Below are 23,296 nucleotides of genomic sequence, written 5' to 3'. Positions count from 1 at the left end.
ACAGCTACAGCCTCATAGTCTGTTTTGGGATTGAGCTTTGTGGTTTTCTTCCAACTGATTCCAGCCGCATCAAATAATTCGTAATAGCTGCGTTTCGACTCGTAAGTGACATCATATTCAAACGCTAGTTTATATTCCAGTTCACCTAGTTCCCAATATGCCTTCGTTTGTAGCCAACTTAATACTTCTTCTCGTTGTTCAGTACTCAAATAGCTTTTCCTGCCCTTATAGCTCAGATGCAGTCCCGAAACCCCATATTCCTCGTAACTTTGCTTCCAACTTGTTATCGAACCAACTGACACATCTAAAATTGTTTGAATTTCTTCATACTTGTAGCCTTGATAAATCAGTTTGACTGCCAATGCTTTCCTGACTTCACGCGCATCTGAACGAGCATCTATAAATTCTTGTAGTTCTGCGTTAGCGAAGCTCACCGAAGGTATCGCCCCTTGTAGATGCTGATTTATCATGGTTCACTCTTAGACCGATATTTACCTCAGTATTATCTCGTAGTCTTTTTCAAAAATCAAATATGATTCCTATAGCTTAAAATATATTGGAATAGACCTTTTATCCCAAACCACACTAATCATTAACAGATTAATACATCCCCAATTAGTCCGGTCAATTACTAAATAAATAACTTCATTTAAGGGAAAATATATCTCTAGCCAGCTTTTAATAATTGGGAACCAAATTTCTTCAATATTTATGTAATTTAAAGACAAAAATCTTTGAATCTTCTTTCTTCTACTTTCAAAAAATATGGGGATAGGTAAAGCAGTAGCCAGTGCTTCAATGCTAACAGTTTTTATTGATTGTAATAAATTAATCAGAATTTTTAGTAATAAATATTCTGCACGTCCCAATTCTCGCTTGAGGTTTGTTTCGTAGAATTCTGGTAACATTATCATTAAATAGACCTTGTTGCAAATGAAGGCTCTTTTTCTTTTACCACAAATTGCTACACTCTTTGCAATATAAGCATTCTAAACAATTTTGTCCCCCCGCAAGGTACAAAATACTGATACAGGATTAGGATTAGCTTTGGTGAAAAAGCTGGTGCAATATCTCCAAGGCACAATTGAAGTCACAAGCAGTCAGGGCTGGATAAGTTTTACAATCTGCTTGCCATTAACCGTATCGAAGTGAACGGCGTTATACTTAAGCTTGCATTCATAATTTGTATTGCTACAAAATAACCACTTATCAAATCTAAAGCTTTAGAAAAACTTAAAGTAGTGATTACAAATGTACCTGTTTCACTGTTACATTAGCGCTCGCACCTTAATTAAAAAAACTATGAAAATTCCTAAATTATTAATTGATTCCATGCTCTCCTGCACAACGATGCCCTGCACCAACGAACTGACACGACTTAAAGCAGTATATCAGTTTCAGGGTTTGGATACGGCACCCAATCAGGCATTGGATGAATTGACGGCACTGGCAGCCGATCTGTGCCAAACTCCAATGGCGTTGGTGGGTTTTATCGGAGCCGATCGCCAGTGGGTTAAGTCTAAAGTCGGAATCACATTAACAGAAATTCGCCGAGACCTGGCGTTTTGTAACCACACCATTTGCCAATCAGATGTCTTTGTGATTCCAGATACTCTGGCCGAACCCCACTTTGCCACCAATCCCTTCGTTATAAATGCTCCCAATATCCGGTTTTATGCCGGAGTCCCTCTGGTAACGGCTGGCGGTTGTGTCCTGGGTACACTCTGCGTCATGGACTTTGAACCGCGCAATCTGAGCCAGAAACAGCAGAAAGGATTACAGACACTCAGCCACCAAGTAATAGCGCAATTGGAGCTAAAACGCAACACCACAAAGCTGCGTCAAATGATCCCGGAAATCAAACAACTAAAGCAGCAATTGATTACTCAGGAATTGGTTGGTCAACAAGATTCAATTCTGTTTAATCTGGCAAATCAAATCCGTAATTCTCTGGATCTGGACACGATTCTACAAACGGCAGTAAATGAGATTCATACTCTGTTGCAAGTCGATCGTTGTGACTTTGTGTGGTGTCTGCCCAACAAAGATCAGTTCAACTTTATGGTGACTCACGAAGCGACTAACCCAGAGATCCAGATGGCGCTAGGAGAACTTCCTCTTGGGCATGGCTCCGTTCTAGCAGAAACTATCTTAAACCTAGATATGCTACGAATTGAGGATGTTTCTACTACCTCAGAAGCACTCACCTTGGAGGATCGCGCCCTGCTGCATCAACTGGCAGTCACCTCAATGCTGTTGCTGCCACTGAGAACCCATTCTAGTCAATTGGGTGCTATTATTTGCCATCACTGTCGTGGTTCGCGCCAATGGACTGATAGCGAAGTCCGGTTACTCAAAGCTGTCACCGATCAAGTAGCGATCGCTCTCGATCAAGCAGAACTGCTTGCCCAAACACGAGCAACCGCCTTTGCCGCTCAAACTCAAGCCACCTATCTAGGGAACGCCCTGAGTCAGTTACAGCAAACTCAAATGCAACTGATACAGCAAGAGAAGATGTCGAGCCTGGGACAATTGGTAGCCGGAGTTGCCCACGAAATCAATAACCCGGTCAACTTTATTAACGGTAATATTGCTTATGCAACCGACTATGTTCGGGATTTACTGGAACTATTGCGTCTTTATCAGGGAAGTTATCCCAATGCAACTGGTGCTATTCAGGAAAAGATGGAGGACATCGACTTTGATTTTTTAACACAAGATTTGCCTAATCTATTGTCGTCCATGCGAATGGGTGCAGAACGAATTCGGCAAATTGTCTTATCTTTGCGGAACTTCTCGCGTCTGGATGAAGCCGAGATGAAACCTGTGGATATCCATGAAGGGATTGAAAACACGTTGTTGATTTTGAAGAGTCGCTTGAAATTAACCAGTGCCAAGTTTGAGATTCAAGTGATTAAAGCATACGAAAATTTACCACCTGTTGATTGTTATGCGGGGCAATTGAATCAAGTATTTATGAATCTTTTGGGTAATGCGATCGATGCCTTAGATGAAACGCCTAATCCGATCATTACCATTCAAACAGAACTGATTAGTAGAGAAAAATCGGGTAGTTCCGATCTATCTCAAGTTTCCCACGCAGATAGTGTAGTGATTCGGATTCGAGATAACGGTTCTGGGATGACAGAAACAACCCAGCAAAAACTCTTCAATCCATTCTTCACCACCAAACCCATCGGCAAGGGAACCGGGCTAGGACTGTCCATCAGCTACCAAATTGTGGTTGAAAAACATGGTGGCATTTTAAAATGCTCCTCAGAACTTGGGAAAGGCAGCGAGTTCTTGATTCAAATTCCGGTTGAGCCTCTGGTTAAAAGGACTTGAAGTGTGTATAAAATTATCAAAATATCAGTTATTCAAGTCTTTCTTTGGGAATGCTAGGGTAAACGCCAACGATGATTGACTCATCGACTGTAAAGTATGTCAAATGGTACGACAAGCTCACCGATTGTTCTCGCGCTTGATGATAGCCCTGTGATTCATCAAATGATTAAACGAGCGTTAGAACCGGGCTATCAAGTAATAACAGCCGCTAACGCACTTGATGCTCTGTCGATCATTTATCATCAACGGATTTCAGTCTTGCTATTGGATGTGCAGATGCCGGATGTAAACGGGTTGGAGTTTTGCCGCACAGTGCGAAGCCTGCCGCAATTTCAGCATTTGCCTGTGATTATGGTAACTTCTCAAGATTCCCCCTTCGACCGGGTGAAGGGTCATCTGGCGGGTGCAACAGAATATCTAATCAAACCTTTTGATGCTGAACAATTGCGCGAAGCTGTACGAAAATTTATTAGCTCCTGATTACAGATATTACACAGACGATAAAACGTCAAATGGACGAAAGCATGTCTAAGAATGTCTAGAGTTGATGTAGCAGATTCGATTCAATAGCATAGGAGCAATTTCGCCGATCGCCAAAATATGTTGGGCGGCTCCCAGAGCGATCGCTTCTTTGGGCATCCCAAAGACAACGCACGTTTGTTCATCCTGGGCAATGGTAGTGCCTCCGGCTTGGGCGATCGCTTGTAACCCATCTGCACCATCGCGTCCCATGCCAGTCAGCAAAATACCAACCGCCGATCGCGGGTAGCAGGTGGCAACGGCTTGAAACAAAGCTGTGACGGAGGGACGATGCCCGGAAACGGCAGGGGTGCTGATGGTGCTTAATCGCCCTTGAGTGTCGAGTTGCAGGTGTTGTCGTTCGGGAGCGAAGTAGACAGTACCCGGTTTGGGAAATTCTCCCGGTTGGGCGATCGTCACGCGCAGGAAACATTCTGCTGCCAGCCAATCTACCAGTCCTTGCAGAAATCCTTCGCTGATATGTTGGACGCACAGAATGGGTACGGGAAAGTTGGCAGGCAGTTGTTTTAAGATCGCGTACAATGCCTGGGGGCCGCCTGTGGAGGCTCCGATCGCCACGATTTTGGGCAGGGATGGGGAATTACGAATGGAGAATTGCGAGTTACTGACAGGTTTTGGGCTAAATGGTTCTGGCTTTTTTTTAGGGCTAACAGGATGCGTTCTAGGTTCTACCGTCGCAGTTCGGGAAGTGTGGCGAGTAAAGACTGTAACCCCTGCCAGAACTTTGATCCGGTTGATTAATTCGTGCTTGATGTGTTCATAGTCTGAAAGTGAGTCAATGTTGGGTTTGGGAAAAACATCTAAAGCACCCGCTTGCAGCAGTTTAAAAACATTGCGGGAATCTTCTTGGGTGTTGACGGAGGTGCTGATTACCAGAATAGGACGGGGATAGTCTGTCATAATCCGGCGGGTGAGTTCCAGTCCATCCATTTTGGGCATGTGTAGATCGGTGCAGATTACCTGGGGCTGTGCGGCTGGAATTCGCTCCAATGCTTCCACGCCGTTGGGAGCAGTTCCCACCACATCTACTTCCAGGGAACTCGCCAGAATCCGCTTGAGGATGGTTAAGGCGACGAGGGAATCCTCCACCAGAAAGACGCGAATCGGGGCAGAGTTTTTCATCAATTGACAGTAAGTTGAGATTTTACGATAAAATTATTCTTCATTCAATCCGAAAACCTCTACACTAACCGTTTGAGGGCTGACAGCAAGGCTTCTTGATTAAAGCTGCCTTTGATAATGTAGGCATTGGCTCCGGCTTCCGCACCCCGACGTTTATCTTCATCGCTGGCAAGGGAAGTAACCAGGATAATTGGAAGTTCGCTATATTCTTGATATTGGCGGATTTTGGCAGTTAACCCCAAGCCATCGAGATTCGGCATTTGCACATCGCTAACAACGGCATCAACGGTGTGCGATCGCAGCTTGTTCAATCCATCCAAACCATCCACAGCAGTAATCACTTGATAACCTGCGGTTTCTAAAATCCGCTTTTCTTGAGTGCGTGTGGCAATAGAATCTTCCACTAATAAGACGGTTGGTTTTGTAGGCGCAAGTTGACGAGTTTGGGTAGAAGAGATGGACTGCGATCGTGATCGGGCTGACTTGACCAAATCCTGGGGATTCAGCACCATACACACATCTCCAGTGCCTAAAATTGTTGCTCCAGAAACATTGCGGACTCGTTTAAGTAACTGACTTTGGGGTTTAATCAGTACATCTTGCTCATCCACTAAGGTATCCACCACTATACCCAGTTGTGCTTGCCCAACCTGGAGAATAATACAGGAAAGTGCCGTTTCTTGAGTTAATTCAGATGGCATCGGCGGCAATTCTAATAGATCAGCCAATTGCACAACCGAAATGGGTTTGCTATCCCGAATTATCGTGTCGCGTCCCTCCAAGGGGAAAATCTCTTCTGATTTGATCAAGCAAGCAGTTTGTACAAACTCCACTGGGATGGCGTAGGGCATTTGATTCACTTGCACAATCAAGACATGGGCAGTTGCTAAGGTGATACCGAGATTGACGCGCAGTGTGCATCCCAGTCCGGGAAACGATTCCACCTCAATCGTACCTTTCAATTTCTCGACATTGGTTTGCACTACATCCAGCCCCACACCCCGTCCTGATACTTCTGTAACTTGGGGAGCTGTTGAAAACCCCGGTGCGAAGATCAACGCCTGGATCTGGCTGGGAGTCATTGCTGCCGATTCTTCCTCCCCGCAAATGCCCCGCTTCACCGCTATTTGTTTGATTTTATCCAGGTTAAGCCCCCGTCCATCATCACTGATTTCCAGCACAATGTTAGTGGGAGTCTGGTAAGCCCTGAGCCGAATTGTTGCCGTTGTGGATTTTCCTAGCCGTTCCCGTTCCTGTGGTGGCTCAATTCCGTGATCGATCGCATTTCGCAGGATGTGCATTAGCGGATCTTTCATTTCTTCCAACAGGCGTTTGTCGGCAAGGGTATCTTTGCCTTCGAGGATCAACTCCACCAATTTTCCCTGCTGCTGCGCCAGATCGCGTACCATCCGGGGGAAGAGGTTGAAAATCGTTGCAAAGGGCAGCAATCGCAGGGTACGAATACCCTCTTCTAGATCGCCACTTAGTTGTTCCAGTCGGGTTGTGTCTTCCGAAAGGGAACTCCGCAGGGTTTTCACCAAATGACCCAATTGCTCTAATCGTTCTTCAGAGTGATGATGAAAGGTTTCCAGACGTTGGAAGGCGACGTTACCCTGTTGCTCTCGGCTGAACGCAAACCGATTAGTGAACAAATCTCGGTTCCATTCTTCCCACAGATTAGCGATCGCTTCAATTTCTCTCAGTCGATGAGCAATCCGAATTTTGGTTACAGTTAACTCCCCTGCTTGCGTCATCAACGTATCCAGATGGCGAGTGCCAACGCGGATGGTTTCGATGCGGTAGCTATTGGTGAGGGATTTTGGACTTCGGCTTACCTCGGCTCTGGTTCCATCGAGCGTTCGCGTAGCGTCTCGCAGAGAAGTCGAGATGCTCGGCACAAGTCGCTCAGTCGAACGATTTTGGATTGCTCCGTTTTCCTTTGGCTCTTGATTACTATCAAAAGTATTGTTTTTTACTGTGATTGTGACTTCAATACTGTTGACTTCTGGCTCTTGACTTGGATTATCTTCCCTTTTTCCTGGCTGCGCTCCCATCAATTCTGCCAGAACAGAAAAGGTATCAACCCTGGCAGGTTCTCCGGTGACGGCTTCATGAACGAGTTTGCGGATAGCAGCGATCGCATGAGCAAGGCGTTCATAGGGTGAGTCTGTTGTAGCATTGCCCAACGAGGATGCAGGGTTTTCTTGTTGCTTGAGTTGAGTCAAAATATGCTCAATTTGATGTGCCAGAGTGCCTACATCTTTTACTCCCAGCATATTGGCATCGCCTTTTAGGGAATGCGCCTCTCGCATCAAGGCTTCCAGGACAGCCAAATCGTCGGGATGGTTTTCCAGATGCAGCAATCCATCATCCAGATTTTGCAGGTGTTCTTCGCTGGCTACTTTGAAAACGTCTCTCAGTTCTTCATCATCGATCATCATAGTTTTAAGTAGTTAGGGGTTGAGCGACTAAATAATTGCCTTGAATGCTTGCGCTGACTCGTTTAGTTGTTGAGTACCAAAGCGGATCTGGCTAATGCCACTGGCAGTTTCACGCGCAGCAATATTCAAGTCATTCATGGCAGAGACAATTTGCTGAATGGCGATCGGTTGCTGGTTAATATTGAGTGAAATCTGTTGACTGTTGATGACAATGTTATTCACTGCACCTTCTACACCAGCAAAGGATTCTGACGTTTCCTGGGCAACTCGCGTCCCTTCTTCTACAGTTTTAGTGCCTTCATGGGTGACAACGACAGTCATGCTGATGGCAGATTGAATGTCCCTTACCAAGGTGCTAATCTTTAGGGAGAGTCCACTTGCTAGCATCACCGTGAACTTGAGGGCATTGAGCGCCTCTTGCTGCTGTTTCGCGGTGGTTGCAAAAATCTGATCTTCTCGCTGCTGCATTTCTTCAATCATGTCTACGACATCCTGAACTAGAGCACGGGCATTTCCCTTGCTCCAGGTTTCAATGGCTTCTTTGACTTTGCCCTCATCCACCTTTTCAATCAGGATGTCTTGAAAAGCAAGCAGTTTATTCAGCAGTTCTTCCAATTTGGTTAAAGATTGTAGCTCCTGTTGCGATCTGGCAAGTGCGATCAGTTTTGCTAAAAAGTCCCTGGAGTTCTTTCGTGTCTTTTGGTAGTTCTCAGGGGATTGCTGATTTTTTTCTAATAAATAGCCCCGGGTTGATTTAGAACCACTTTGCACACTAACAGCAAAATCATCAATTGCTGAATTGACCTCATAAGAAGACAGTAAATTTTCTGATCGGTGGTTCACCATGTTGATATTGATGATTGTTGCTCCGGCAGAAATTAACAATGCCAGCACGGAAACAGCATACCCGCCAATAATCCAGTATCTTAGTCTCCAGTTTCGCTTGCTTTCCATCTTGTTATGTTCTGTGAGTGAACGAGTTCAAGAATTTCCAGATATTGCTATTACACAATTTTGGATTTTAGATTGACCCCATGCTTAAAGCTACGGTATACACACAAGTCTCTTGATCTGCACCTTTATTGCATCGACCTGCAAAAATTAACTACGCAGTAACTCTAAAAAATTTGTGTGTAACAGTAGGCTTCACAGCAGTTCTTGATGGGGTCATTTCCCCCTGCTCCCTGCCCCCTGCCTCTTCGTTGCATCAAGGGAAGATTACACAACACTCTGTAGTTTGTAGGCTGCATCATTGAGTTGGTGAGTGCTAACGCGAGTCTGACTGATGCCGATGGCTGTTTCTCTAGCAGAGTTATTGAGTGCATTCATTGCCTGTAAAATTTGCTGAACCGCAGTGGATTGCTGGCTAGCATTTAGCGAGATTTGCTGAATATTTAACACCATCCGGTTGACGGACTCGGTAACACTGGTAAAGACCTCCACCGTCTGCTTAGTTATTGCCGCCCCCTGTTCAGCAGTTTTTGTACTTTCATCTGTCATCACAACGGTTGAGTTGATGGCGGATTGAATATCATTGACCAGCACATTAATTTTTTCAGCTGATTTCTTGCTTTGGTCTGCCAGTTTGCGAATTTCGGCGGCGACGACTGCAAAGCCCTTGCCCTGTTCCCCCGCGCGGACTGCCTCTACTGCTGCATTTAGCGCTAGCATATTGGTTTGATTTGCTAGGTCACTTACCAACCCGGAAATACTGCCAATTTGCTTTGTTTGTTCGTTCAGGCGCAGCATTTGGTCTGCTACTGCACTGACTCTGTGGCTCAAGGCTGCCATTCCTTCCAGGGTGCGGTTCAGTGATTGATTGCCTTGATCTGCCAAATTTAAGACCTGTTGAGCGCTGGTTGAGGCAGTGGATGCTTGCTGGGCAGACTGTTGAGCAGAGGCGCTGAGTTCGTCCATTGTAGTGGTGGTTTCGCTGACCGAGACTGCCTGTTGGTTGGCAGTGCGTTCTTGTTGCTCGATTGTGGCGGCAATTTCAGCGGTCGAGGTGGCGATCGCACTGGCTGATTCATTTATCCGTCGAGCAGTGCGGCTAATTATCCAGATGCCAGTCAAAACCGACAACAGCAAGGAAAGTCCAGTCGCGGACAGAATTGTGAGCTTGAGCCTATCAAGCGCTGCTTGCTGTTGCTTGGCAGCCACGATCACATTCTGGTCTTCTCGGTGCTGAATTTCATTGATCGCACTTGTCAGACGATCAACCATACTGCGGGCATTTTCGTTACTCCAGGTTTCAATAGCTTCCTGAACCTTGCTTTGATTCACTTTGCCAATCAAATCATCCTCGACAACCATTAAATTATTCAGCAGCCCCTCTAGCCTGGTTAATGACTGTTGCTCTTGCTCTGTTCTGGCAAGTGACATTAGCTTTGACAAAAGCTCATTGAAGCTTCTTTGAGATTTTTGGTATTCGTCGAAGGATGTCTGATTTTTTTCTAACAAATAGCCTCGAACTGATTTAGAACCGCTCTGTACATTCGTGGCAAGGGCATTAATCGCTGAATTAACGTTATAGGAAGAAACTAAATCCTGCGCTCGCTGACTCACCAGGTTGATATTAATGAATATCAGCCCCGCAGAAATTACCAATGCCAGAATGGGAACCGCATAGCTGCTCATAATCCAGTATCTCAGTTTCCAATTTCGCTTACTTTCCATCTTGTTATCTTTTGTGAATGAATGAGTTCAAGGATTTTCCAATATTTCTATCATTTGTAATCTTTGCGATCGGACTTTTGCATCAAGGAAAAATTACACAACACTCTGTAATTTGGAGGCTGCATCATTAAGTTGATGAGTGCTAACGCGAGTCTGACTGATGCCACTGGCTGTTTCTCTGGCAGAGCTATTGAGGGCATTCATTGCCTGTAAGATTTGCTGCACAGCCGTTGCTTGCTGATTGGCGTTGAGGGAGATTTGTTGAATATTCAACACCATACCGTTGACGGCATCGGTGACATTACTAAATACTTCCACCGTCTGCTTAGTCATTACCGCCCCCTGTTCAGCAGTTTTTGTGCTTTCATCTGTCATCACAACGGTTGAGTTGATGGCGGATTGAATGTCATTCACCAGCCCATTAATTTTTTCAGCCGATCGCTTGCTTTGATCTGCAAGTTTGCGAATTTCGGCGGCGACGACTGCAAACCCTTTGCCCTGTTCCCCGGCTCGGACTGCCTCTACTGCTGCATTTAGCGCTAGCATATTAGTCTGATTTGCTAGGTCACTCACCAACCCGGAAATACTACCAATTTGCTTGGTTTGTTCATTCAGGCGCAACATTTGGTCTGCTACCGTACTGACTCTATTACTCAAGGCAGACATCCCTTCTAGAGAGCGAGTAATCGTTTGATTACCTTGATCGGCCAAATTTAAAACCTGTTGAGCGCTGGTGAAAGCAGTCGCGGCTTGCTGGGCAGACTGTTGAGCAGAAGCGCTGAGTTCATCCATTGTGGTGGTGGTTTCGCTGACCGAGGTTGCCTGTTGATTGGCTGTTCGCTCTTGCTGCTCAACCGTAGCCGCAATTTCATTGGATGAGGAGGCGATCGCGTTGGCAACCTGCATAATCGGTCGCACAATTTCCCTGGCAATGAAGAACAATACAAATGAGCCAAATAGTATTGCGATCGTGGTTCCTCCCAAGGAAACCAAGTCTGCCATGAATGCTGTCTGCTGCGCTATCTGTTGCCTGTCTGCCAGCAAGCGATCCTCGATCTGCGTCATCTCTGCCAGTTTGCTCCGAATCTCATCCATGATCTGCTTGCCTTTATTGGAAAGGATGATAGTCATGGCTTCCTGGCGTTTTCCCTGCTGTGTCAAATCAATAGTTTCAGTAAGTTCTGCCATTTTGTCTTTTGCCAGTTGCTTGACCTGATTCAGCCGTGTCACTTGTTCCGGGTTGTCCTGAATCAGCTTGCTGACCTCATCAAAGATTTTCTCAAAATTGGCAACGGATGCGTTGTAAGGCTCCAAATAGTTGGCCTTTTGGGTTAAGATAAAGCCACGCTGTCCAGTTTCGGCATCGACTAGTAGCTTGCTAATATTTTCTAGATGTCCCTCAACCTGGTAAGTGTGGCTGACCCAGCCATTGGACTCTACTAACTTGTTGGTAGTGAGCTTGGAGACAATGCCAATCACAACCATGACTACAAATACAGAACCAAACCCAAAGGTAACAACTCGACCGAGCTTGAAATTATATTGCATATTAGACCATTTCACGAAAATAATGAAACAATTACAAACTCTGAAACCCAGACTAAGTAAAACCTTCTTAATTACGAATTACGAATTACGAATTAGTATTAGACCTCTTCATTGACAACCAACACTTCTGAAGTGAGCAGTTTAGACAAATTGATGATGCTCATCATCCGATCGCGGTAAGGTGCGACCCCCTGGAGATAGTCGTCTTTGGCAGAATGCAGGGCAATTGGAGCCGGGGTCATTTGCGAGGGATGAATATACGTCACATCAAAAATGTCATCGACGGCAATCCCCGCCACTCGTTGCTCCAGGCGCACGACAACCGCTTGCTGATGCGATGTACTCCCTACCGTAGGCGATCGCACTCCCTTCATGGGCAGATCAACTACATCATTGATGTTAATTAAGGTGATAATTTCACCCCGTAAATTGATGTTGCCAACAATGTGCGGCGGACAGCAGGGAATCGGAGTAATCTTGTGAATCTCGGTAAACTCATGCACCGTTTCCAAGCCAAACCCAAAGTACTCACCCCCCAACCCTACAACCGCTAGAGGCAAGAGCCACGCCGAATCCTCGTCAGCGATCGCACACCGCAGACTTTCAGTTCGCTCTCGAAAAACCTGTCGCTCCTGGGAATCGAAATGATCGTATAAGCCCTGATTTAAGGCTGAATCAGAGGGGTGTTTTGGTGCGTCTGAGCCGTTGTGAAAATCAGAATTTGGATTGAAAGCAGTCTCTATAAGGACGTATTGCACCAACAGTTCAGGATTAAGCAATGTAACGATGCCCTCCTCAGCGTTGGCAATGCCAGTTACCAATCCATCCGGCAAACTCTCTTTTAACTCACCACAGATATTTGCAGCGATCTGATCGGGTGCGATCGCTTGCACACTATCCACCTGATTGGCGATGATTCCAATTCGTTGAGTTTGCCACTCCAGGACAATCATGCTGTCAGTCAATTGAAAAGGGGGACGTGCTTGTTCTAAACGGTGATATAAATCCATCACGGGCAGAAACTTCCCTCGCAGGTTAATCACGCCTAAAATTGTGATGGGAGTTTCCGCGATCGCAGTCACTTCTGGCAGAAAGAAGAGTTCTTGTACGGCTGTAGCCGGAATGCCATAGCGTGAGTGATTGAGTTTAAACATTAAATAAGATTCATGGCTCATAACTAGTTGAATTTAAGTGCTTAAGAACGTGTGCTTTTAATTCAGCAGGGGTTTGCTGGTTATGGTAATCGATCGCTTGTTGGGGTAGATTTTGCAAAATTTCTAGAAGCGATCGCCAGGTTTTTTGAGCCTGTTTTTCATTTCCCTCTCGTTCGTATATAGAACCCAATTCCAGGTGAGCAGTAACAGAATTAGGAGCGAGATAAATAATACGTTTTAAAAATAATTTGGCACTGTCGCGATCTCCTTGCTCTTCGGCAATTTGAGCCAACAAATGATAGGGTTCGATCGCCAATGGGTTAATCTGGAGTGCCTGCTGACATGCCTGATTCGCTTGGGAGTAATCGCCAAAATTCGCGTAAGCTTCTGCCATCAAACAATATGCCTGAAAATGTTGGGGGGTAATAGCTATCAGTTGTTTCGCTATTTGAATTACATTGGCATAAGCTTCTTGAATTAGCGATTCCTTAGCTGCATCTAAAAGAGTTTGAGTGTTTGCGCTCACGCCGAAGCCCGTCTCCAAGCTTGGAATAGAGGGATGGTTCGGATCAGCTCTTGAGGCAGGGGGTGCAGGGGAGGGAAGAGAGTTATTAATATTGAGCAATTTCTCTTTCCCTGCTTCTGTTCTCCCCCTGCTCGCCTCAACAGATAACTTTGTTAACCGAACCGTATTGAGAGAGGGGGAAAAATTTTCGGTTTCCCTGCTCTCAATGGCAGCAGGTATTATGGTATTTAAAACTTTGCTCTGCTTGTTGAGTGAGATATGCCTTTGATAAACCGCAGATTGCGGAAAATTTTTGACCTGAAACGGTTCAGTTTTTTGCCCGTGTAATTCCGTGTGCCCTGTGAGCAGAAACCCTCCCGGTGTCAGAGAGCAGTAAAACTTTTCTATAACTTGTGCGATCGCGTTGAAGTCAAAATAAATAAACACATTGCGGCAAATAATCAAATCGAAATCGTGAATCCTGGATGCGTAAGCGGGAAAGTTATCTTGCATCAGGTTTCCAGGTTGAAATGTGACCATTGCTCGAATAGCAGGATCGATTTTCCAACCTTTTTTGTGGGATCGAAAGTAGCGATTTTTGATCTCTGGAGTGGTTGTCCGAAAAGACCAATCACTGTAAATTCCTTGTTGAGCCAGTGCGATCGCGAGTTGATTAATATCTGTGCCTAAAATTAGAGTGTCCCATGTCTGATTGTCAGGGATTAGTTCCTTCACCAGAATGGCAAGTGAGTAAGCTTCTTCACCAGTCGAACACCCGGCACTCCAAAGCCGTAATGTCGGCCGATAAAATTCTCCATTAGCAGCGTTGCACTGAGTTAAACTAAGCTCCCGTTTGCGCTCGATTAACTCTGGGAGCAGCTGATTTTTGAGCAGCGACATTTGCCCCTGATCCCGAAAAAAATAAGTTTCAGTGACAGTGAGTAAAGAGATTAGTTCTTGCCACTCTGTCGCACCAGGAATTAATTGATTTCTTGTCACCAAGAACTGATAGTAATCATTGAGTGAGCATAATCCTAGCGCCCGGATGCGAGTTAAAAGATTTTTCTTTAATGTATCTTGATAGTGGAGCTTAATGTGAATGCCGAATGTATCAGCAATCAGATCGACCATCTGTGACAAACTAAAGTCATCACTATGTTGAAAATTGGGTTCAAACAAAATGGGGCAATCGCCGCTAATCTGATTCATCACTACATGAGTTTCGAGTTGATACGCTTAGGTTTCCCATTTCAATCTCTTTATTCGGATTTGTATGATATTTGGTATCGAACCGATATACCCCTCTCTGAAGAAACACTTTGCGTAAAGCTTATGTAGCATGGTTTAGAGAGGATGAAGTATTTAGCGTAGCTGGAGAAATTGGCACAAGTTCAAGACCGAGAGCATTAGCTTTGTTCCTGAGACTTTTAAGAACTTTTTCTTGGTATTTTTGCTGGTAGTAGTCCATACCAGGGTCTAAATATTGTCCTGTGGTTGCCCAAAGTCCGATGTCTACGACGGACTGTGCCTACGCTAGCGTGGCAAAACTTACTAGAGAAGACGACTTTCCAAATTAGCCAAGTAAGCCTTGGGGTCTCTGCGAAATCGATACTGTTCAATTCTGGCAATGCGTAGTGTTTTTGTAATTGAGAGCGTAATTCGAGCCAAGTATGAATATCAACTTGTGCTAAATCAGATGCAGTAAAAGAATGAAGTTTAGTAGCGATGTCTACGACGGGCTACGCCTACGCACAGGCAAGTTTGACAGAACCACGAATAACGAGGGATGAGGGGGCAACCTTACGACCAGTACAACGACGTTGATGATGACGTAGCATACCAAAAGCATGTTCTAAGTCATTATTAGTTCGAGGAAAATCTTCAATTTCGTAACAATGAAAAAGTCCAGACCAGTAGCTATGAGTGGTTTTTATAAAGTTATCGATTGTAGTGTTCAGCGTACCAGCTTTCTGCTTTTGTTGGGACATTTCTGTTAACAGTTGCTGATAACTTTGTTTGACCCCAGCAGCATTAAGACCTATTTTATTATTGAGAATATCACTAGCTTGTATCTTCCCACTGATATGCAACCCTCACAGGTGAGAATAAAGATGTAGTCGCAGATAAACCCTTAGCTATCAGGTGTTTTAGATTGACTAAGGGTGGGGTTAAAGCACTTTTTTTTCCATCCGTTCTAAGCTTTGCTCTATCAATGTCAAATTTTCTTGTAACTTTAATCCTGATGCCTCTAACGGTGGATGACCATCATTAGTTATAGAACTACGCACTGCCGAGCAATAATCTTCAATAATAGTTGCCATTTCCTGAGTTTCATTGGTAATACTACGTTCAATGTCTCGTAATCCTCTAACTTTTTTTTTCAATTCCTTTTTTGCATGTCGATCTGCCTCATATATGGGTTTAATTGCAACTTTGTGGGTAATGGTAATGACATAAACCGTGAGCAATTCTAGGTAATGCTAACCTAACAGCTTTGCGAATTGATTGTTGCCCATCACTAACAACTCCATCAATTGGTACATCCAAAATATTAGTTACTTCTAATAATAACGCTGCTAAATCTTCATTTCTTGATGATAATAAGGTTTTAGCTAGTATTATTTCTCCTGATAAGCAATCTCGAATTACCCATAATACCTCATGTCCAATTTCTGGCTGCATCCCATCGATGGCTAATATCACTCGTCCTTGATTTTTAAATATTGCTTTTAACCTTTTATGGTCTTTTAGCCACAAAGAAATTAACTCGTCATATCTGTCGATTAGGTACGTGACCGAACGCTTACCTTATACATATACCCTTTAATTCATCGCACTTACATTCTTCAAATCAACATTACCTAGCCCAGAAGATAGATACATTTTTGAAAAGTTGAAGCACACTTATAAGAGCAAGTTTAACTATTCAATAATGAGCTGACGATGTGGCTAAAGTGCCTGCGTTTTCTGCTTGTTACAGTTTAAAGAAAAAGTAGCGCCATAGATGAGTGGCTTTACCACTGGCAATCCAATCACTGCAAAGCCATAATCGATTAATTCAAGTATCGAATCGACTGTGAAACTTTGACTGCTTCTTGGGAAGCAACAGCTTCTGTGTCTCGAACACGATTAATCATCAAAAGCGCTCCACCAGGAGCAAGTACAGAGGTAACTGAAGAAATAACCCAAGAACGCACATTCAAGGGCAAAGCTTGAATATTGCGACATTTAAAAACTTTGGGAATACTAGAGTTGCACAATACACGAAAATGACAGCAATCTCTAGTATGATGTCAGTATTTCTCAACTATCCTTCTTATTCAAACGGTTTTATTCCTCATGGACATTGTTACCTCTGGAAGACAGGCTTAGTTTGGTTACACATTTTATCAGATTCTTTAATTGCTCTTGCCTATTTCTCTATCCCGATAGCGCTTGTCTACTTTGTTCGGAAGCGAGAGGATTTACCCTTTAAATCAATACTTTTACTGTTTGGAGCTTTTATTATCTTTTGTGGTATAACCCACATAATGGAAATTTGGACGCTTTGGTATCCAACTTATTGGCTATCTGGTTTTATAAAAGCTTTGACTGCTTTGATATCAGTTTATACAGCTTTCACATTAGTGCCGATAATTCCCCAGGCGCTAGCTTTGCCAAGTCCAGCACAACTAGAAGTAGCTAACAGTCAACTAAAACTTACTCTCAAAGAACTTGCAGATACGCAAACTCAACTTATTCAAACTGAAAAAATGTCCTCTTTAGGGCAGTTAGTCGCAGGCATCGCCCATGAAATTAACAACCCTGTTAGTTTCATTTATGGTAATATCGACATTGCGAATGAATATACTGAGAACTTATTAAAATTAATTTTACTTTATCAAGAATGCTACCCAGAAACCCTATCAAAAATTCAGATTTTAGCTGAGACAATAGAATTCGATTTTCTTAAAGAAGATTTACCAAAAATATTATCTTCAATAAAAATAGGAGCTGAACGCATCTGCAAAATTGTTTTATCATTACGGAATTTTTCGAGGTTAGATGAAGCTGAGATAAAAAGAGTTGATCTACACGAAGGTATTAATAGCACTCTCTTAATTTTGGGAGATCAATTAAAAGGTCAAGGTAAGTATCCAAATATCGAAGTTATTAAAGAATATGGTGAACTCCCTCAAGTCGATTGTTATCCGGGGCAACTTAATCAGGTATTTCTGAACCTTCTAACTAATGCCATTGATACTTTGAGAGAGTCAATTGTCGGTTGTCCGGTGCCAGAGAGTAATGTTATAAGAACTGGAAATAAACAACCAGCGAATAACAATCCCCAAATCCGCATTATTACTGAAGTTGTAGATAGCAATCAAGTAATAATTCGAGTTATTGACAACGGCTGTGGGATGACAGAAGAAGTAAGGCAAAAAATATTTGACCCTTTCTTTACAACTAAGCCTGTTGGCTCAGGTACAGGTTTAGGAATGTCAATTAGCTATCAAATTGTAAACAAGCATGGTGGTCAGTTGAAGTGTATTACACAACCACTTCAAGGCACAGAGTTTCAGATCCAGATTCCGAGCAGGATCAAATCCTTCTTCTGAATACTAGCATTTATTTACTCTGAGCTAATTGTATGCTTTTATGTGCTGAAAAAAGATTGTTCAGAAGCTAATAAAATTCTTGCTTGTTCTTGATCTAAGGGTTTTGAAAATAAGTAACCTTGTGCTTTTTGGCATTGTAGCAATTTAAGTTGTACTAATTGGTCAATTGTTTCTACCCCTTCAGCAACGACACTCATTCCTAAGTTATCGGCTAAAGTAACAATAGCCCGAACAATAGCGAATTGTTCAGTATCGCTATCAATGCGATTGATAAAGGAGCGGTCAATCTTGAGAACATCAATGGGAAAATTATGCAAATAAGCTAGAGATGAATAACCTGTCCCAAAATCATCAATACATAATTGCAAACCAAAAGCCTTAAGTTGCTTAAGGACGGAGGTAGCCTTTTCAGGAGAGGCGATAATTGCAGTTTCAGTAATTTCTAGCTTTAAGTTGCTAGGGTTAAGACTAGTATCTTGGAGAATTTGGCTGATTTGTTCAATTAAATGAGGTTGAGAAAACTGTTTACCAGAAAGATTAACATTGATGGTCAAGGGTTTGATGGCAGGAAATTGTAATTGCCACTGCCGCAATTGCTGACAAGACTCTGTTAGTACCCAGTGACCAATTGGGATAATGAGTCCAGTTTCTTCAGCTATAGGAATAAACTCGGCTGGAGAAATGAGTCCACGTTTTGGATGTTGCCAGCGAACAAGTGCTTCAAATCCTGTAATTCTACCTGTTTTCATACAAATAATTGGCTGGTAGTAAAGGCACAACTCCTGTCGTTCAATTGCCCAGCGCAAGTCAGTCTCTAACTGCAACAGCGTTACTGCCCGATGATACATAGTAGTATCAAATACTATATGCCCAGTTTGACTCTGCTCTTTAGCACGGTAAAGGGCAGTGTCAGCATCTCGAAGTAAATCGGCAGGTTGAGCGTATTTGTTTGTACTTAAAGCAATGCCAATGCTAGCAGTCATAAATACTTCATATCCGCATAAGTTGAAAGGCGACTTTAATGCCTGATGTATATGTTCTGCGATGCATGTCGCATCTTCAATAGTTTGAATATGAGAAAGCAAAATGGTAAACTCGTCTCCACCTAAGCGAGCAACAGTATCGCCAGGCTGGAGGCACTGTTGTAAACGTTGAGCAAGTGTTACCAATAGTTGGTCGCCAACTAAGTGTCCTAAGCTGTCGTTGACGACTTTGAAACGGTCCAGGTCAAGGAATAAGACAGCAAACAAATCATCTGGATTACGTTTCATCTGTGCAATAGCTTGTTCTAGCCTGTCTATAAATAAAATCCGATTAGGCAGTCCAGTCAGAGCATCATAAAAAGCATTGTGAACTAACTTTTCTTCAAGAAGTTTGCGCTCAGTGATATCTGTTGCAATTCCATCGATACGAATCGGCTGACCACAAGCGTTATAAATTAAATGGCTTCGGTTCAACAGCCAGCGTACCTGCCCATCAGGCCTGACAATTCGATATTCTAATTCTTGTTTGTCAGTTAAGAATAATGGTTGAATAGCAGCATAAACTAGTTGCTGATCTTCTGGGTGAATGACTTCAAACCAAAGATTAGAGTTATCAAACAATTCTGATACAGAATAACCATAAACTTTAAGGGCAGCGGGATTGAGATAAAGGGTCTCAAAAGTATCAGCGGAAATTGACCAAATCACATCCTCAAGAGAAGACAAAATTCCATCCAAACGTTGTTTGCTTTCTTGAAGTGCAGCTTCTGCTAATTTCCGGTCAGTGATGTTAGTAACCATCCCCAAGGCTCCAGCATAATTTCCCTGGTCGTCTAATAACGGGGCACAAGAAATAATTGCCCAGAGGTCTGAACCATCCTGACAGCGAAATTTGAAATCATGGGCTTCGTGAATCCCTTGATGACGACGCAAAAGGTAAGCATTGGCAATCTCCAGCCCTTCTGAATCCATAAAAGAGAATAGCGTTGCACCTAGCATTTCTTCAATGGTGTAACCTAACATTGTTGCCATCTGTTGGTTGACAAAAGTAGTCCGGTTGTCTTTATCGAGTACCCAAATTCCTTCAGTTGCTGTTTGTACAATGCGGCGATACTGTTCTTCTTGCTTTTGTAATGCTTTAAGAGCTTCTAGATGGTGAGTAATATCAGTTTGGATACCAATAAAATTAGTCAGATAACCAGAATTATCAAACACAGGAGCTAAGTAGAGTTCATGCCAAAACGGCACATTATCCTTGCGGTAATTCCGTAAAATGACATGACATTCTCTTTGTTCTTGAATAGCACTACGTAATTCCTGAAGAGCTACTTGCTCTGGATCATTTCCTTGCAAAAAGCGGCAATTTCGTCCAACAACTTCACTGGCACAGTAGCCTGTGATCAACTCAAAGGCTGGATTGACATAAATGATGGGATTATCTGGTTGATTGGGATCTGTCAAAATAATCCCATTACTACTAGCAGCAATAGCACGTTCCATCAAACGTAAATCTACTTGTGACTCCTGTAATATTGAGATTTTTTCAACTGTTTGGGTACTCGGATTGCCTGTAATCTTTACAATAGAAGAGTTAACATCTACCAAATTCGGCTGGCTGTGCCTAAAGTTAATGGGATCTGTTATCTGTTGTCCAGAATTTGTTAATAAGAAACTCTCCTGCTGGGTTTTTAAATGCTCAGTACTATTCATGAATATGAATAGTGCCGCCAGTTTATCTTCGTAATTAACAACCTTAGCTGAAATTTGTGTTTTAAAGGTATCACCATTGGTTTTTTTGACCTCTACAGCACAATTATTGATGAGGTCGCCACTTTTAAGCTTGTTAACTAATTGAGTCCATAAAGCAGGCTGGGTATAAAAATCAGGGATAATTTTGTCGAATGCTTGACTTGAATTGATTCCAAAAAAAGGTGCTAATAATTCGTTTTTAAAGAGAATTTGTTGGCTTTTCAGGCATACAATCCCAATTGGAAACGGGCTAAGTTCCATTAACGAATAAAGTATCTGCTGCCAGTCTGTCTTTAGCTGATTATCTGAAGATTTCACCGTGGGCAATAAATTTTTGTTTGTATAGCTACACGCAGTGAGGTATTTCTCATTTAACAAAATCGGCTTTTCAGTAAAATTATTTTGCGTATACTGATTTTTGTACACATTAAAGTCAATAAAGTTTTTCAAGTTTGATAAATTACCAAGTATGCTCAACCATATATTTGTTTTTTTAAGAGGCTGTAACACAGTAGTTAAAAGCTCTCAAAATAGATAAAAGCAGATGATTTTATATCTGTTAGTTAGTGTTAAATGAGGGTACTTTTATCAAATATAGTGATTTTGCAAAAGTATAGATATTTAGCATTTAGGGAGATCCAATAAATAAATCAGCCCAGCCGTATCAATAATATTTTTGGCAAAACCGAGAAATTTAGGCGATGAAAGCCCTCAAGGCGAAAGCGACGGCTGGGCTGATTTATTCTTGGCAAGTGCCTTATTACAGATGTCTAAACACTAAATTAGTTTTTCAGTCAAAATGCTCAGAAATTGAGACTTTTAAGCATTGGTCTTAAAGTTTTTTTAACTATTTTAAATCTACCCCTTTAGATAGATGAATTTACACTTTTTACTAAATCTTTACCCAAACATAATATTTCTTAATTTTGCTAGGGGTTTTTAGTTAAAACTGATACACGGTTCAAAATTTTTCATCCTCCTTTTACTAGAACATAGAATATCTGATTGAGGACTTCCCACATCTCGGCTTCACGCTTGCGACCACCGGGTTTGGATTCTGGAATCAGGTCACTGAGAAATTCATATTGGGCGTAAGTCAGGTTGCTGGGGTAAGCTTTACTCATGTTGCTCTCTCAATGCTGTGTATATCTACTCACAGCTTACACTGAGAGAGCTTTTTTATAACCTGACCGACTTTTCAAACAGCCACTTAATTTGGCAGAGGTATTGAAACTACCAATGCGATAATTAAAATTCTGATAACGGTGCTTGAAATATAGCTCAACATTACCTCTATGTGGCCAAGTTCCTAAGACTTGAATCTCAACAGTTTTATACTGGGGCAGTAAATCTGCTTCTATTTCTGCCAATCGCTGTTGGATAGGTCTAGTAGTAACTCCTAGGAAAATACGAGTCCCTAATTGTAGAATTTATCAATTGAGTGCAAAGGTGTTGCATATTACTTCCTAAACTTGCTGCTGGATAGGAATTTGAATCACAAACTCCGTTCCTTTTCCAGGTGTCGAAGCAAACTCTAACTTGCTACCATGTTTTTCGGTGATAATTTGATAGCTGATAGCCATTCCCATTCCTGTTCCCTTACCGACAGGTTTTGTTGTAAAGAAGGGATTGAAAATCTGTTTTTGAATCGATTTGGGAATTCCAGAACCATTGTCAGTAATGGAAATTTTTACCCACTGTGAATCAATGGCAGAGGTACGAATAGTGATGCTACTAGGATTATCCCAAATTTCCTGATAAGTTCGTTTGGCATTGAGTTCTTCGAGGGCATCAAGTGCATTTACTAGAATGTTCATAAACACCTGGTTGATCTGTCCAGCGTAGCATTCTACATTGCATAAATTGTTGTAGTCTTTGATGATCTGAATTTCTGGGCTTTTGTCAGTGGCTTTGAGCCGGTCTTGCAAAATCATCAAACTATTGTCGATACCTTCATGAATATCCACCGCTTTATACTCACTTTCATCAAGGCGGGAGAAGTTACGCAGTGAAAGCACAATAAATATCCCGGATACGCTCTGTCCCGATATTTATTGAGTTCAATACCATAATCGCGTCTTTTTCTAGAAAGTCTAAATCGATGGTTTTACGTTCGGTTTGAATTTCAACGGGTGGGTTAGGAAAATAATGATGATAAAGCTGGACAAGTCGCAATAAGTCATGGGTGTATTGGCTGATATGGCTGATATTTTCGTAAATAAAGGTAACGGGATTGTTGATTTCATGAGCAATCCCAGCCACCATTTGACCAAGAGCAGACATCTTTTCGCTTTGAATTATTTGAGCTTGTATTTTATGTAAACTATCTAACGTATTTTCTAACTCTTGACCTCTTTGCTGCAAGTATGTTTGAGAGCCTTCTAACTCACAAATGACTTTCTTAAGTAAAAACTCTTTTGTTGCAATAGACATCACCGAAATAGAACAGTTTTGTGGTAAAAGAGTATAAAATTATCTTTTTTACCATAAAAATATGACTGATATAGAATTAGTATTTGATTTTTGAAAAAGCTCCGTACATCTGAAGAGACGGAAAATCAAAAGTAGTATTTTGAATGAACCACTCAAACATCCACTTTAGATGAGAGAATTTTGGAATTAAAGCACAAAAACG

General features: G+C 42.5%; 22 protein-coding genes and 2 pseudogenes. 6 read left to right on the top strand and 18 right to left on the bottom strand.

Annotated elements, in window-relative coordinates; translation table 11 throughout:
- Both IQ274_RS33470 and IQ274_RS33465 read right to left on the bottom strand, forming a co-directional pair.
- On the bottom strand, window positions 1-470 hold a 470-nt coding region (locus tag IQ274_RS33470; RefSeq protein ID WP_322745418.1), incomplete at its 3' end, for a transposase.
- A 72-nt stretch (window positions 471-542) separates the two neighbouring features.
- Window positions 543-908 (bottom strand): annotated as a pseudogene (locus IQ274_RS33465) (IS4 family transposase); the annotation flags it as partial.
- A 91-nt stretch (window positions 909-999) separates the two neighbouring features.
- Between IQ274_RS33465 and IQ274_RS33460 the strand changes: the two are divergent.
- The 3 genes from IQ274_RS33460 to IQ274_RS33450 all read left to right on the top strand — a co-directional run bounded on the left by IQ274_RS33460 (window position 1,000) and on the right by IQ274_RS33450 (window position 3,825).
- Window positions 1,000-1,152 (top strand): ATP-binding protein, encoded by a 153-nt coding sequence (locus IQ274_RS33460; RefSeq protein WP_175586807.1) that lies wholly within the window; start codon window positions 1,000-1,002, stop codon window positions 1,150-1,152.
- 150 nt (window positions 1,153-1,302) lie between these two features.
- The gene (locus IQ274_RS33455; RefSeq protein WP_202985810.1) at window positions 1,303-3,345 is read left to right on the top strand and encodes a GAF domain-containing protein; all 2,043 of its coding nucleotides are present in this window, start codon (window positions 1,303-1,305) and stop codon (window positions 3,343-3,345) included.
- Window positions 3,346-3,441: 96 nt separating this feature from the next.
- The gene (locus IQ274_RS33450; protein ID WP_163931804.1) at window positions 3,442-3,825 is read left to right on the top strand and encodes a response regulator; all 384 of its coding nucleotides are present in this window, start codon (window positions 3,442-3,444) and stop codon (window positions 3,823-3,825) included.
- A 48-nt stretch (window positions 3,826-3,873) separates the two neighbouring features.
- On the opposite strand, the gene cheB is transcribed toward IQ274_RS33450, so the two are convergent.
- The 3 genes from cheB to IQ274_RS33435 are packed head-to-tail and all read right to left on the bottom strand — an operon-like array spanning window position 3,874 to window position 8,294.
- Window positions 3,874-5,007 carry a chemotaxis-specific protein-glutamate methyltransferase CheB gene (gene cheB / locus IQ274_RS33445; protein ID WP_163931807.1) on the bottom strand — a complete coding sequence of 378 codons (1,134 nt, stop codon included), beginning with the start codon at window positions 5,005-5,007 and terminating at the stop codon, window positions 3,874-3,876.
- A 59-nt stretch (window positions 5,008-5,066) separates the two neighbouring features.
- Window positions 5,067-7,448 (bottom strand): hybrid sensor histidine kinase/response regulator, encoded by a 2,382-nt coding sequence (locus tag IQ274_RS33440; protein WP_163931810.1) that lies wholly within the window; start codon window positions 7,446-7,448, stop codon window positions 5,067-5,069.
- 27 nt (window positions 7,449-7,475) lie between these two features.
- A complete protein-coding gene (locus IQ274_RS33435) occupies window positions 7,476-8,294 on the bottom strand; it encodes a CHASE3 domain-containing protein (RefSeq protein WP_194144882.1) in 819 nt (272 codons plus the stop codon).
- Between IQ274_RS33435 and IQ274_RS33430 the strand changes: the two genes are divergently transcribed.
- A complete protein-coding gene (locus tag IQ274_RS33430; RefSeq protein WP_194144881.1) occupies window positions 8,293-8,478 on the top strand; it encodes a hypothetical protein in 186 nt (61 codons plus the stop codon). The two genes, IQ274_RS33435 and IQ274_RS33430, sit on opposite strands and share 2 nt — an antisense overlap.
- Window positions 8,479-8,666: 188 nt before the next feature.
- Here IQ274_RS33430 and IQ274_RS33425 read toward each other — a convergent pair whose 3' ends face one another.
- The 7 genes from IQ274_RS33425 to IQ274_RS33395 all read right to left on the bottom strand — a co-directional run bounded on the left by IQ274_RS33425 (window position 8,667) and on the right by IQ274_RS33395 (window position 16,088).
- Window positions 8,667-10,124 (bottom strand): methyl-accepting chemotaxis protein, encoded by a 1,458-nt coding sequence (locus IQ274_RS33425; RefSeq protein WP_163931817.1) that lies wholly within the window; start codon window positions 10,122-10,124, stop codon window positions 8,667-8,669.
- A 93-nt stretch (window positions 10,125-10,217) separates the two neighbouring features.
- On the bottom strand, window positions 10,218-11,672 hold the full coding sequence (locus IQ274_RS33420; RefSeq protein ID WP_194144880.1) for a CHASE3 domain-containing protein: 1,455 nt from the start codon (window positions 11,670-11,672) through the stop codon (window positions 10,218-10,220).
- Window positions 11,673-11,770: 98 nt separating this feature from the next.
- Entirely contained in the window at window positions 11,771-12,847 is a 1,077-nt protein-coding gene (locus IQ274_RS33415; protein ID WP_194144879.1) for a chemotaxis protein CheW, read from the bottom strand.
- The gene (locus IQ274_RS33410; protein ID WP_194144878.1) at window positions 12,837-14,540 is read right to left on the bottom strand and encodes a CheR family methyltransferase; all 1,704 of its coding nucleotides are present in this window, start codon (window positions 14,538-14,540) and stop codon (window positions 12,837-12,839) included. Before IQ274_RS33410 ends, IQ274_RS33415 begins: the two co-directional genes overlap by 11 nt.
- A 536-nt stretch (window positions 14,541-15,076) precedes the next feature.
- Complete coding sequence (locus tag IQ274_RS33405; protein WP_194144877.1) at window positions 15,077-15,319, bottom strand: hypothetical protein; 243 nt, start codon at window positions 15,317-15,319, stop codon at window positions 15,077-15,079.
- A 180-nt stretch (window positions 15,320-15,499) separates the two neighbouring features.
- Window positions 15,500-15,715 (bottom strand): hypothetical protein, encoded by a 216-nt coding sequence (locus tag IQ274_RS33400; RefSeq protein ID WP_194144876.1) that lies wholly within the window; start codon window positions 15,713-15,715, stop codon window positions 15,500-15,502.
- Between the two features lie 37 nt (window positions 15,716-15,752).
- Window positions 15,753-16,088, bottom strand: coding sequence for a hypothetical protein (locus IQ274_RS33395; protein WP_194144875.1), 336 nt, complete (start codon window positions 16,086-16,088; stop codon window positions 15,753-15,755).
- 327 nt (window positions 16,089-16,415) lie between these two features.
- Between IQ274_RS33395 and IQ274_RS37915 the strand changes: the two genes are divergently transcribed.
- Both IQ274_RS37915 and IQ274_RS33390 read left to right on the top strand, forming a co-directional pair.
- The gene (locus IQ274_RS37915) at window positions 16,416-16,547 is read left to right on the top strand and encodes a hypothetical protein (protein ID WP_322745417.1); all 132 of its coding nucleotides are present in this window, start codon (window positions 16,416-16,418) and stop codon (window positions 16,545-16,547) included.
- Between the two features lie 74 nt (window positions 16,548-16,621).
- Window positions 16,622-17,929 (top strand): sensor histidine kinase, encoded by a 1,308-nt coding sequence (locus tag IQ274_RS33390; RefSeq protein ID WP_194144884.1) that lies wholly within the window; start codon window positions 16,622-16,624, stop codon window positions 17,927-17,929.
- A gap of 38 nt (window positions 17,930-17,967) precedes the next feature.
- Here the strand turns inward: IQ274_RS33390 and IQ274_RS33385 are convergent, their stop codons facing one another.
- The 6 genes and pseudogenes from IQ274_RS33385 to IQ274_RS33370 form a co-directional block, all read right to left on the bottom strand.
- Window positions 17,968-20,922 carry an EAL and GGDEF domain-containing protein gene (locus tag IQ274_RS33385; protein ID WP_228058560.1) on the bottom strand — a complete coding sequence of 985 codons (2,955 nt, stop codon included), beginning with the start codon at window positions 20,920-20,922 and terminating at the stop codon, window positions 17,968-17,970.
- A 710-nt stretch (window positions 20,923-21,632) separates the two neighbouring features.
- The gene (locus IQ274_RS33380) at window positions 21,633-21,785 is read right to left on the bottom strand and encodes a transposase (protein ID WP_416209864.1); all 153 of its coding nucleotides are present in this window, start codon (window positions 21,783-21,785) and stop codon (window positions 21,633-21,635) included.
- 36 nt (window positions 21,786-21,821) lie between these two features.
- A complete protein-coding gene (locus tag IQ274_RS37045; RefSeq protein ID WP_228058559.1) occupies window positions 21,822-22,031 on the bottom strand; it encodes a hypothetical protein in 210 nt (69 codons plus the stop codon).
- Window positions 22,032-22,127: 96 nt separating this feature from the next.
- The gene (locus IQ274_RS37910) at window positions 22,128-22,679 is read right to left on the bottom strand and encodes a sensor histidine kinase (protein WP_322745415.1); all 552 of its coding nucleotides are present in this window, start codon (window positions 22,677-22,679) and stop codon (window positions 22,128-22,130) included.
- Window positions 22,663-23,094 (bottom strand): histidine kinase dimerization/phospho-acceptor domain-containing protein, encoded by a 432-nt coding sequence (locus IQ274_RS37905; protein WP_322745414.1) that lies wholly within the window; start codon window positions 23,092-23,094, stop codon window positions 22,663-22,665. The genes IQ274_RS37910 and IQ274_RS37905 overlap by 17 nt, the downstream gene beginning before the upstream one ends.
- A 76-nt stretch (window positions 23,095-23,170) precedes the next feature.
- Window positions 23,171-23,296: pseudogene (locus tag IQ274_RS33370) on the bottom strand (IS630 family transposase); the annotation flags it as partial.

The organism is Nostoc sp. LEGE 12447 (genome assembly GCF_015206985.1).
In the GTDB taxonomy this organism is placed as follows: Bacteria; Cyanobacteriota; Cyanobacteriia; order Cyanobacteriales; family Nostocaceae; genus Nostoc.
This window is presented reverse-complemented; position numbering and strand designations above follow the sequence as displayed.

Coding starts and splice junctions, on each gene's coding strand:
- IQ274_RS33455 (WP_202985810.1), top strand. CDS start 1,303: ATGAAAATTCCTAAATTATTAATTGATTCCATGCTCTCCTGCACAACG.
- IQ274_RS33450 (WP_163931804.1), top strand. CDS start 3,442: ATGTCAAATGGTACGACAAGCTCACCGATTGTTCTCGCGCTTGATGAT.
- IQ274_RS33420 (WP_194144880.1), bottom strand. CDS start 11,672: ATGCAATATAATTTCAAGCTCGGTCGAGTTGTTACCTTTGGGTTTGGT.
- IQ274_RS33385 (WP_228058560.1), bottom strand. CDS start 20,922: ATGGAACTTAGCCCGTTTCCAATTGGGATTGTATGCCTGAAAAGCCAA.
- IQ274_RS33425 (WP_163931817.1), bottom strand. CDS start 10,124: ATGGAAAGTAAGCGAAATTGGAAACTGAGATACTGGATTATGAGCAGC.
- IQ274_RS33435 (WP_194144882.1), bottom strand. CDS start 8,294: ATGGTGAACCACCGATCAGAAAATTTACTGTCTTCTTATGAGGTCAAT.
- IQ274_RS33380 (WP_416209864.1), bottom strand. CDS start 21,785: ATGAGTAAAGCTTACCCCAGCAACCTGACTTACGCCCAATATGAATTT.
- IQ274_RS33430 (WP_194144881.1), top strand. CDS start 8,293: ATGTTGATATTGATGATTGTTGCTCCGGCAGAAATTAACAATGCCAGC.
- cheB (WP_163931807.1), bottom strand. CDS start 5,007: ATGAAAAACTCTGCCCCGATTCGCGTCTTTCTGGTGGAGGATTCCCTC.
- IQ274_RS33415 (WP_194144879.1), bottom strand. CDS start 12,847: ATGAGCCATGAATCTTATTTAATGTTTAAACTCAATCACTCACGCTAT.
- IQ274_RS33440 (WP_163931810.1), bottom strand. CDS start 7,448: ATGATGATCGATGATGAAGAACTGAGAGACGTTTTCAAAGTAGCCAGC.
- IQ274_RS33410 (WP_194144878.1), bottom strand. CDS start 14,540: ATGAATCAGATTAGCGGCGATTGCCCCATTTTGTTTGAACCCAATTTT.
- IQ274_RS37905 (WP_322745414.1), bottom strand. CDS start 23,094: ATGTCTATTGCAACAAAAGAGTTTTTACTTAAGAAAGTCATTTGTGAG.
- IQ274_RS33405 (WP_194144877.1), bottom strand. CDS start 15,319: ATGTCCCAACAAAAGCAGAAAGCTGGTACGCTGAACACTACAATCGAT.
- IQ274_RS33390 (WP_194144884.1), top strand. CDS start 16,622: ATGTCAGTATTTCTCAACTATCCTTCTTATTCAAACGGTTTTATTCCT.